Here is an 11,538-nt window from a genome sequence, read left to right on the forward strand (position 1 = left end):
ACGTGGACTTTCACCACAGACTGACGGCATGCCCGTCATACATAAAAATTGACCTCTCCAAAAGAAGAGGCCATTATTTACACAACAATTAGCTAACCTCATCTTTCAAGATACATATCTTGTAGGATTTAGCACCGTAAATCTTCCGGTTGCCGGGCTTCATAGGGCCTGTCCCTCAGCCACTCTTGATAAGGTAATCAAGATCTTATTCAATTATATCAATATACTATCACCAAGACTCATAAAAGTCAAGTTTTTATTTGCAATTTTAAACAGTTCCTGCAATTTCCAATAATTCAACAGAACCTAGGGCTATACCTGTACCAAGAGCCACACAATTAATAGGCTCACTAGCCAATCTCACCCTCAAACCTGTCACCTCAGAAATCTTCTTGTCCATACCATATAGAAGGGCCCCTCCACCTGTTAGGACTATTCCCCTCTCAGCTATATCAGATGCCAACTCTGGAGGCGTATCCTGTAGAACCTTGATTACTAGGTTGGTAATCTGAGCCACACTGTCACTCATAGCATCCATTATTTCAAAAGAGCTCACAGTTATAGACTTTGGCAGACCATTAGTCAAGTCTCTACCTGTTATCTTTATGAATCTCTCTTCTTGACGTCTATAGGCACAACCTATATCCTTCTTTATCTTTTCGGCAGTCCTCTCACCGATTATTACGCTGTAGTTCTTCTTGATGTACCTGATGACATCCTGATCAAACCTGTTACCACCAACCTTGATAGACTTGCTGATTACAGTACCACCGAGAGATATGACAGCCACATCCGAAGTACCACCACCAATGTCTACAACTAGGTGACCACCCGGAACAGTAATATCAATACCTGCCCCTATAGCTGCTGCTATGGGCTCTTCAATCAATAGAACCTCCCTAGCACCTGCCTGCTTGGTAGCATCCTGAACGGCCTTCCTTTCAACATCAGTTATATTACTTGGAACTGACACCATGATCCTAGGCATTACTATCTTACCCATGCCCTTGCTCTCTCCAAGCATACTGATAAAACCACGCAACATCTTTTCTGCATTATCGTAGTCTGATATTACACCATTCATCATCGGTTTGATTGCCTCTATATCCTTAGGAGTCCTACCTATCATCCTATAGGCCTCATGACCCACAGCTATGACCTCGTCCATCCTATTGTCAACAGCAACTACTGCCGGCTCATTTAATACAACACCCTTGTCATCTACTACTATTAATACATTCGCAGTACCTAAATCTATTCCAATATCCATTCCTGCCATCTCAAACCTCCGTATACGACTAACTAATCCTCAACTATTTCAACATCTCCGCCTATACTTCTCAGCTTCTTATCTATATCTACATAACCCCTCTGTATATGGTATATTTCACCCACATTAGTTACGCCGTCAGCTATCAAGCCACACAGTATAAGAGCTGCTCCGGCCCTAAGGTCAGTAGCTACTACATCTGCCCCTCTCAGAGAATCCACACCATTGACTACTGCACTCCTACCATCAATCTTAATATTCGCTCCCATCCTATTAAATTCATTTACATGCATAAATCTATTTTCAAAGACAGTCTCTATTACCACACCTGTACCCTCTGCAACAGTTAGCATGGCCATAAACTGGGCCTGTACATCTGTTGGGAATCCCGGATGTGGTAGGGTCTTTATATCAATAGGCTTGATCCTATCAGGACCTATTACCCTTATAGAGTTTTCACCCTCTTGAACTATAGCACCTGCCTCTGATAGCTTGGCTATAACTGGCTTTAGGTGGTCTATTATTACATTTTCAAGAACTATGTCACCCTTAGTCATAGCAGCTGCCACCATATATGTAGAAGCCTCTATCCTATCTGGAATTATCGTATGCTCAGCCCCATGAAGAGACTTTACACCCTTAATCTTTATTGTATTTGTACCAGCGCCTCTTACTGAAGCACCCATTTCATTCAAGAAATTGGCCAAATCAACTATTTCTGGCTCTTCAGCCGCATTTTCTATAGTAGTAACACCTTCAGCAAGTACTGACGCCATCATTATATTCTGAGTTGCCCCTACAGATGGGAAGTCAAGATATAACTTGTTACCTTCTAGCCTATCTGCCTTGGCTTCAATAAAGCCGTGGTCCATAATTATCTCAGCCCCTAAGGCCTTGAAACCCTTTAGGTGTAGGTCAATCGGTCTAGTACCAATTGCACACCCACCCGGCATAGAAATCTTTGTCCTATTAAATATAGCCAACAAGGGCCCCATAACTACAAATGACGCCCTCATCTTCTTTACTAACTCATATGGAGCTTCATATGTATTTATACCGGATGTATTAATCTCTAGACATCCATCACTGTAGGTAATTTCTGCACCTAAATGTACCAAAAGGTCTGATATTACGTGCACATCTCTCAGGTTTGGTACACTATTTAGTCTACACTTGCCCCTTGCTAGTATTGTAGCTGCAATTATAGGCAATACAGCATTTTTCGCTCCATCTATTTTTAAGGTTCCCTTTAAAGGACCACTCTTTTTTACTCTAATTCTTGGCATAATTCTTCCCCTTATCTTCACACTAATAATCGTTGTAAATTTTCAATATACTCATTAAATGGTGTATCCTATATGTCTTATTAAACCTGTCATATCTAACCTAAATCAACACACCAACTTTGCTGTCATTTATAAATCTTAAAATTTTCAATCTAACCCCACTTATAGTAGTGCACTGGACAAGCTACATACCAGAATCATCCACTCCAAAACTTATAAATGATATCAAATTATAGTATATGCATAAAAATGGGCTTACCACCCAAGGAGATGCATATACATCTCCTTATTATATCAAATCAGTGGTAAAATTACAATCACTTAAATTCTATATAAATATATTTTTTAACTTAAAGTACAATAACAAGAACAATCTTGCCACCAAATAGCCTACTTCAAGCCTATCTTCTCGTCAATTAGGTCAGCCAAGCCCTTAGCCAAACCATAAATATAGTCTTCATTCTTACCTTCCAGCATAACCCTCACTAGAGGCTCAGTACCAGATGGTCTGATTAGGACCCTACCCTTGCCATCCATTTCCTTTTCTATTTCTTCTATTTTATTGGCTATTTCCTCAATTTCATTATAGCTGTGCTTGTATTCATTCTGAACCCTTACATTTACCAAGACCTGTGGGTACTGGTCCATTACACTGGCTATTTCAGAAAGCAGCTGACCCTTAGCCTTGACTATAGATGAGAGTACTAGAGATGACATGGTACCATCGCCAGTAGTATTATAGTCCAAGAATACTAGGTGACCTGACTGTTCACCACCTAGGCTATAGTCGTTCTTTATCATATCCTCAAGGACATACCTATCTCCTACCTGAGTAGTAGACAGCTTGATTCCATTTTCCTCGGCAGCTATCCTCAAACCTATATTGCTCATCACAGTGACCACTAGGGTATCATTTTTCAACTGGCCCTTGGCCTTCATATCTATGGCACTGATGACCATAATCTTGTCACCATCTACAATGTTACCCTTATCATCAACAGCTATCAGCCTATCAGCGTCACCATCATAGGCCATACCCATATCGGCACCAACTTCCACGACCTTGGCCTGTAGTGATTCAGGGTGAGTTGAGCCACACTTGTCGTTTATATTATTGCCGTCTGGCTGGCAGTGAATTTCTATAACCTCTGCTCCCAGCTCCCTATAGGCCATTGGGGCAACCTTGTAGGCAGCACCATTAGCACAGTCTAGCACTATCTTTAGACCCTTCAGGTCACCATCTATATGAGACTTCAAATAGTCTACATAGTCCCTGACAGCATTGTGCTCGTAGATCTTCCTACCTACATCTGAACCAACTGGCCACTCATCTAGTAGGTCCTTGTCATCTATATGCTTTTCAATTTCCAATTCTATATCATCGTCAAGCTTGAAGCCCTTATCATTGAAAAACTTGATACCATTGTATTCTACTGGGTTATGAGATGCAGATATTACCACACCACAATCAGCCCCATACTTCCTAGTCAAGTAGGCAACCGCTGGAGTAGGTATTACCCCAACTGTTATTACATCACAACCAACAGACATCAGACCAGCAATTAGGGCTGCTTCTAGCATATCTCCAGATATTCTAGTGTCTCTACCTACAACTACCTTGACCCTGTCACCTTGCTTGGATTCCTTAGTCAAGACATATCCTCCTGCCCTACCCAACCTGTAAGCCAAAGAAGAATTTAACTCTGTATTTGCTACACCTCTAACACCGTCTGTACCAAAATATTTTCTCATATATGTTACCACCTTATTTATCAATTTTGTCTTTGGACTCTAATGGCAATAAAGAGTCTATATATAATCTATTTTATCACAAAAAAGGAATTTATACATAGTTTTTACAAGTGTAATAACGAAAAAAAGGAGTGGTCTAAACCACTCCCCTCATTATAAACTAATCTTATTTATTTTTCTGGTCCATAACAGCCTTATAACCTGCTTCAAGAGCCTGTCTATTAACTGGTATGAATTTTTCTTTTCTCTTTCCGAAAACCTTCTTGAAAGCTTCAAGAACAGAGTCTATATTAACACTATTATCAACTGCAAGGAAAGCGCCTAGCATGATCATGTTAGCAAACTTAGATCCGCCCAATTCGTTTGATAGGTCGTTAGCGTCTACATAGTAAGCTTCTATGTCATCTCTGCTACACTTTTCATGAACTAGTGAGCTATTAATTAGGATAACTCCACCAGGAACTACGTCACCTTCGAACTTAGTCAAAGATGGAGAGTTCATGATTATAGCAGCTGTTGCATCGTCAGTGATGATCGGAGAACCTACTGGCTGGTCAGAGATTGTAACAGCACAGTTAGCAGTACCACCACGCATTTCTGGACCATATGATGGCAACCAAGAAACTTCCTTATTTTCAAGCATTCCGGCATAAGTCATCAACTGACCCATAGACATTACACCCTGTCCACCGAAACCTGCACAAATAACTCTAGATGTACTCATTTATTTTTCCTCCTTTGCAGCTTTTTCTGCTAATGCAGCTTCTATATCAATATCCTTAAAGTTCTGTACTGGATAGTATGGAACCATATTGTCTCTTAACCACTGAAGAGCATCTACAGGAGTCTTACCCCAGTTTGTAGGACATGTAGAAAGTACTTCTACCATTGAGAATCCTAGACCAGCCATCTGTACTTCGAAAGCCTTTCTTATAGCCTTCTTAGCCTTTCTAACTTCTGCAGGAGTATCTACTCTAACTCTTTCTATGTATCTAGCACCTGTTAGTGTAGAAAGCATTTCTGAGATTCTAATTGGATATCCGTGTAGTTCTGGATCTCTACCTGCCTGACAAGTTGTTCCTCTTTCACCGATTAGTGTCGTAGGAGCCATCTGTCCACCTGTCATACCGTAAGTAGTGTTGTTTACGAATATAACTGTGATCTTTTCACCTCTATTTGCAGCATGAACGATTTCAGCAGCACCAATTGATGCAAGGTCACCATCTCCCTGGTATGTAAATACAGTGTTCTTTGGGTTAACTCTCTTGATACCTGTAGCACACGCTGGAGCTCTACCATGAGCAGCTTCGTGCATGTCGCAGTTAAAATAATTATATGCTAGAACTGAACATCCAACCGGAGCTACGCCTATAGCAGTTCCTACAACGTCCATTTCTTCTAATACTTCAGCAACTAGTCTATGGATGATACCGTGAGTACATCCTGGACAGTAATGTGTCTGTGCGTCAGTTAAACCTGATGTTTTTTTGAATATAACAGCCATTACTTAACACCTCCCATGATTTCTTTCGCTCTCTTGATTATTTCCTTTGGTTCTGGTACCATACCACCTGGTCTACCATAGAAGTGAACTGGGTGTCTACCATTTGAACCTAATTTAACGTCTTCTACCATCTGTCCTAAACTCATTTCGATTACGAATAGGTCCTTACAAGCTGGTATTTCGTCAAATGCCTTGTATGGGTAAGGCCATACAGTCTTAGGTCTGATTAGACCTACCTTATATCCTTCTTCTCTCATTTCATTTACGCAGTTCTTTACAACTCTTGCCATAGTACCATATGCAACGAATACTAGTTCAGCATCTTCAGTTCTATCCATTTCATACTGAAGTTCGTTAGCTTCGATTACATCGTACTTTCTCTGTAGATGATAGTTGTGTTCTTCAAGAATTTCTGGAGAAAGGTATAGAGAGTTTATGATATTTGGCTTTCTCTGTCCCTTAGTACCAGTAGTTGCCCAACCCTCCTTAGAAGGAAGTTCTCTCTGCTTTCTTGGCTTTTCAAAGTCAACTGGCTCCATCATCTGTCCTATCATACCGTCTAGTAATACTAAAACTGGAGTTCTATATAGTTCAGCAACATCAAATGCATCCATTATCATGTCACATGCTTCCTGTACACTAGCTGGAGCGTATACTGGTGTTCTGTAGTCACCATCACCACCACCTCTAGTTGTCATGAAGTAGTCTGACTGCGAAGGCTGGATTGATCCTAGACCTGGGCCACCTCTCACTACGTTTAGTACAACACATGGTACTTCTGCACCTGCACAATAAGTTATACCTTCCTGCTTTAATGCAATACCTGGTGAAGATGAAGATGTAAGTACTCTAGCACCACATCCACCAGCACCGTAAACCATGTTTATTGCAGCAACTTCAGACTCAGCCTGAACGAATGTTCCGCCTATTGCTGGTAATTCTCTTGATAAATATTCAGGTAACTCACTCTGTGGAGTTATTGGGTAACCGAAGAAATATCTACATCCTGCAACCATAGCTGCCTTACCGAATGCTTCGTTACCTTTCATTAGTATCTTAGCCATTTAAAATCCCCCCTAAATTAATCTCTTTCTACTGTGATTACTGCATCTGGACACATCATTGCACAACTTGCACATCCTATGCATTCTTCCATTCTTTCAACGTGAGCTGGATTATATCCCTTTGAATTTACCTTAGACATATCAAGCTCAATAATCTTTTTTGGACATACTGAGATGCATAGACCGCAACCCTTACAGTACTTCTGATCAAAAGACACTCTACCTTTAGCCATTTGTATTGCCTCCTTAAAATAAAATAAATCTAAAATTATTTATAAAAACACAAACTACATCATCCACTCATCTCTTAAATACAGATGAATTGGAACCACATCACCTTCATAATCTTCAGGAATCTGGTCTGCTATAGATTCTAGGCAAGATATAAATCTAATAGGTATATTCCTCTGTCTTGATACTTCACGACAGACTTTCTGACCCTTTTCTATATCTTCCATACTTGTAGCCTTCAGCATATGAGTATTGTTGATTAGACCTGTAACCTTAAGCTGTGATGCCCTTTCAATCTCATCAATATACATCATTACTTCTTCTGCATTTTGTGTTTTTTCCCTATTTGCATTGACAACGAAGAACATATCGTATTCGTCATCCTGTATCATATTTCTATATCTTGCAATAACAGTTGCTCCCACCTTGTCACCACCAAGGTCTATGATATTATTATGTTCCTTATTTAGTAGCGGTGTATGTATTTCCGCAGAAAGTGCTGGTATATCAAGTGTTGGCGCATCTACTGAACTAGATATAAGATGTATTCCGTTTTCCTCGAGGAACTCCTTCTTACCTCTAGATCTGAAGTACACGTTTACAACATCAAGGTCAGAAATTGAAAGCGGACCTTCAATTTCTTTCCTCAACTGTAATGCATAGTTTACTGCAAATTCGCTCTTTCCACTTCCATAGTGGCCTGTTATTATCCTAATTCTCTTTGTTTTTTCCATTTGTTGCCTTCTCCTTCATCCAAATACTCAATCTCCAGATAGGCAAGGCCTACAATCTGCGACAAAAATCAAGACCTTGTTTATTGCTGTGCGTCGTAATTCTGAGCCTTTTCTTCGCCCTTTAGAACTCTTAATCCCCCTAGAGCTAGAGCTATCATTTCATCCTCTCCAGGATATACCTTAACTTCCGCTAAGAAACCTACTCTATCAGCTATCATCTTTGTGAAACTCTTAGAGTATGCTATACCACCAGTCAATAAAACTGCATCTACCTTGCCTGCTAATACTGCAGCACAACTACCGATTTCCTTAGCTATCTGATAAGCCATTGCTTCGTATACTAGGGCTGCCTTCTTGTCACCCTTTTCTATCATAGCTTCAACTTCTCTAGCGTCATTTGTATTTAAATAAGAAACTAGACCACCGTTACCAGTTATCATCTTTCTTATATCATACACTGTGTACTTTCCACTGAAGCATAGGTCAACTAGTGAGCCAGCTGGTACACCACCACTTCTTTCAGGTGAGAATGGACCTTCACCATCTAGAGCGTTTGCAACATCTATTACAGCTCCCTTGCTATGAGCACCTACTGATACACCTCCACCCATGTGAGCTATTATCAAGTTAAGGTCTTCATACTTCTTGCCTACTTCTTCAGCATATCTTCTTGCTATTGCCTTCTGGTTAAGAGCGTGGAATATGCACTTTCTTTCTATACTAGCTGTACCTGAAATCCTAGCTAAGTCAGACATTTCGTCAACTACAACTGGGTCAACTATAAATGCCGGTATATCTAATTCCTTTGAGAATTCGTTTGCTATTATACCACCAAGGTTTGATGCATGCTGTCCTGAAACACCGACTCTAAGGTCTTCTAGCATACTTTCAGTTACGCTATATGTTCCACCCTTTATTGGCTTTAATAGACCGCCTCTACCAACTACACAGTCAAGTTCTTCCAACTTGATATCTGCAGCCTTAAGTTCGCCCTCTATAACGTCTTTTCTGAAATTGAACTGGTCAGAAATCTTGTCAAACTGAGCTATCTCCTCTGATGAATGTCTAAGAGTCTTTTCAAAAACTTCCTTGTCATTATCATATACGGCTATCTTAGTAGATGTAGAACCTGGGTTAATAGTTAAAATCTTGTAAACTTCTTTCATTATGTCCTCCTGTTTAACTCTAACTGTATAAATTTTACTGCCAAACCCGCCAACAACAAAACACAAGTCACAATAATATCACCCACCGATATCCAATGAAAAGCTTTTTCCAAAAGCCCAACTTTAGATTCTAAATGTGTGATTATGTAAAGGGACACTTCCTATTATTGACAAATTTATATTACTAGCTATAAATGAATAAAATCCTTCATAATCACAAACTTTCTTATAGTTAGAAATTTGCCCATCATGAAATATTTTTTTTACTTTTTTATATCTTGAAAACATTATCCAATAAGTTTTCAAATGGTAATAGGCAAGAAAAAAATTACTAATTACTCTTTCCTACCTATTATTTTATAACTAAAATAAGGAACTTGCAATAAAAATATTAAATTAACAAATTCGTTGATTTTTAATATCGTTAAGCAAATTCCCTATTTCACCTTTTATTTTTATTTAATTTAAATATTCTAAATATTTCTCTATTTGTTTTTTCAACATACATTCGACTAAAGTAGATACTATTGCTTATTTTACACATTTTAAAAAATAAGGTTATTCTCATAAATTATCAAGTAATAATCGCCTATTTCCTATTTTTTAATTAATAGTATTTCTGTATTTTCATTCTTTAGCTTTATACTTTCTGGTAAGACTATTTCTACTTTTTTATTAAGTAATTCCTCAAAATCATCGTTTGTTAGCTTTTTTGTTTTGATAAAATCTATATTTTTTAAAGTTTCACCACTTCCTACAATAGAAATATTTTCTGGCGATAAACCATAAGAATCAAGGTCATATAGACTTCCAGTGTAATCAATTCTCAATGGTACTGTTTTGCTGACCTTAAACTCGCCTGAGACTGTTATTTTTTTTACATTCAACTCCAAGTCTAGAGGATTTCCCTTCTTGTCATAGGCAACCCCCTTTAATTCCTTTTCAAAAGGTAGGTCTCTATTCAATTTATCAACATCTATGTCTACACCTACATATGATGCGTCCTCCACCAGTGTTCTAGCACCACTCACTATAATCTTTTTATAATTTGTATTTGTATTTATTATTTCATCTTTCAGATCACCTCTAAAATTAACTCTTAAATCAACTGATTTCTCTGTCTTTTTTTCAAGATTTACAACTATAGATGGATCCTTGAGCTCCCTAGACACCCTATTTGATATATTCGTTCTTAGACTCACAACATTCTTACCTTCTACAGGATTGATTATTTCGCCGTATACATCTATGTTGTTCTTGGTTAATTTTTGTAACTCTGATAGCTTACCTTCTAAACTAATCGATGTCTCGAAATCTTTTTTTGGATACACTACAAATCCTTCCTTTTCAATTTCATTCATCTTATTTATGGTTATAGGAATATTCTCTATAACCTTCTTTTCGTCAGGATCCACTACCGCCAAAACATATAACCATAGTGCAAGTGCTGCCAATATTGATATAATTTTTGTCCTGATATTACCCTTGGCTTTTTGCCTCAATTTACCCAATTTCAGCACCTCCTAGTTATTTATTAAAAATATCTTTAACAATTCCAAAACTCTTGTCTTCCATCTTATTTCTGTAAAAGTTCTTCAATATATTCGCCAATCTTTCCTTGCTTACATTCCTATATATCTTACCAGATCTGGCTATTGAAACATATCCTGTTTCTTCTGAAACTATCAGGTTCAATGAATCTGATATCTCACTAACTCCTATACCTGCCCTATGCCTTGTTCCTAGGTCCTTACTCAGGTCTTTTCTCTGTGTAAGTGGTAAAAAACATGCTGCAGATTTTATCTTACTATCCCTGATTATCACTGCTCCATCATGAAGTGGTGTATTAGGAATAAATATATTACATAATATTTGCTTTGTTATCTTGGCATCTATTTCAGTACCAGTCTCAACAATTTCATTTAGCTTTGTTTCACCCTCTAAAACTAGCAGGGCTCCTATTTTTCTTCCAGCCATATCATAAATGGCATCTAATATTTCAGTTATAGTACGTTCTACGTCTATCTCGTATTTGTCTCTGGTTTGTGATCCAAACCTAAATAGATTCGTATTTCTTCCTATATGTTCTAGACCAGCTCTCAATTCCGGCTGGAATATTATAAATGGTAATATAAATCCTATTTCTAGTATCTTTACAAGTATCCAGTATAGGGTGTGTAATTTGAGCATACCACTGACTTGTGTGACAATTAGAAGTATAATTACCCCTTTAAATAACTGTTCTGCACGTGTATCCTTTATAAACATCATTATTTTGTAAAAAAGATACGCTACTATCAGTATATCAACTACATCATTTATACTTATCCTGTACACCAACTGGAAAAATTTATTAAAAATTAAATCAAGCGACAACACATATTCCACCTACTTTCCTGATTATATTTTACCATAGAATATTAAATATTTTTTTATTTTATAAAAAAAACTCTCCATCATTATGATAAAGAGTTTAAATGAGCGCACAGGGATTCGAACCCCGGACACACGCCTTAGAAGGGCGTTGCTCT

At 38.1% G+C, this 11,538-nt stretch carries 11 protein-coding genes and 1 riboswitch; all 11 genes read right to left on the reverse strand.

The features are described from left to right. Positions 1–95: 95 nt before the first annotated feature. A riboswitch (SAM riboswitch) is annotated at positions 96–195 on the reverse strand. Between the two features lie 73 nt (positions 196–268). Further along, entirely contained in the window at positions 269–1,279 is a 1,011-nt protein-coding gene (locus tag HMPREF1639_RS01925) for a rod shape-determining protein (protein WP_036762704.1), read from the reverse strand. A gap of 23 nt (positions 1,280–1,302) precedes the next feature. Next, entirely contained in the window at positions 1,303–2,556 is a 1,254-nt protein-coding gene (gene murA, locus HMPREF1639_RS01930) for a UDP-N-acetylglucosamine 1-carboxyvinyltransferase (RefSeq protein ID WP_036762706.1), read from the reverse strand. Between the two features lie 390 nt (positions 2,557–2,946). Then, positions 2,947–4,308, reverse strand: coding sequence for a phosphoglucosamine mutase (gene glmM, locus HMPREF1639_RS01935; protein ID WP_036762708.1), 1,362 nt, complete (start codon positions 4,306–4,308; stop codon positions 2,947–2,949). 166 nt (positions 4,309–4,474) lie between these two features. Beyond that, positions 4,475–5,032, reverse strand: coding sequence for a 2-oxoacid:acceptor oxidoreductase family protein (locus tag HMPREF1639_RS01940; RefSeq protein ID WP_036762710.1), 558 nt, complete (start codon positions 5,030–5,032; stop codon positions 4,475–4,477). Then, entirely contained in the window at positions 5,033–5,812 is a 780-nt protein-coding gene (locus HMPREF1639_RS01945; RefSeq protein WP_036762711.1) for a thiamine pyrophosphate-dependent enzyme, read from the reverse strand. Then, complete coding sequence (locus HMPREF1639_RS01950) at positions 5,812–6,876, reverse strand: 3-methyl-2-oxobutanoate dehydrogenase subunit VorB (RefSeq protein ID WP_036762713.1); 1,065 nt, start codon at positions 6,874–6,876, stop codon at positions 5,812–5,814. Before HMPREF1639_RS01950 ends, HMPREF1639_RS01945 begins: the two co-directional genes overlap by 1 nt. A 17-nt stretch (positions 6,877–6,893) precedes the next feature. Further along, entirely contained in the window at positions 6,894–7,109 is a 216-nt protein-coding gene (locus HMPREF1639_RS01955) for a 4Fe-4S dicluster domain-containing protein (protein WP_036762715.1), read from the reverse strand. A 54-nt stretch (positions 7,110–7,163) separates the two neighbouring features. After that, positions 7,164–7,841, reverse strand: a complete 678-nt coding sequence (locus tag HMPREF1639_RS01960) for a hypothetical protein (protein WP_036762717.1) — start codon at positions 7,839–7,841, stop codon at positions 7,164–7,166. A gap of 80 nt (positions 7,842–7,921) precedes the next feature. Continuing rightward, positions 7,922–9,007, reverse strand: a complete 1,086-nt coding sequence (gene buk, locus HMPREF1639_RS01965; protein WP_036762718.1) for a butyrate kinase — start codon at positions 9,005–9,007, stop codon at positions 7,922–7,924. 596 nt (positions 9,008–9,603) lie between these two features. Continuing rightward, positions 9,604–10,518 (reverse strand): CdaR family protein, encoded by a 915-nt coding sequence (locus HMPREF1639_RS01970; RefSeq protein ID WP_036762720.1) that lies wholly within the window; start codon positions 10,516–10,518, stop codon positions 9,604–9,606. Positions 10,519–10,534: 16 nt separating this feature from the next. Further along, positions 10,535–11,386, reverse strand: coding sequence for a diadenylate cyclase CdaA (gene cdaA, locus HMPREF1639_RS01975; protein ID WP_036762721.1), 852 nt, complete (start codon positions 11,384–11,386; stop codon positions 10,535–10,537). Between the last annotated feature and the right edge of the window lie 152 nt (positions 11,387–11,538).

The organism is Peptostreptococcus sp. MV1 (genome assembly GCF_000758885.1).
Lineage (GTDB): Bacteria > Bacillota > Clostridia > Peptostreptococcales > Peptostreptococcaceae > Peptostreptococcus.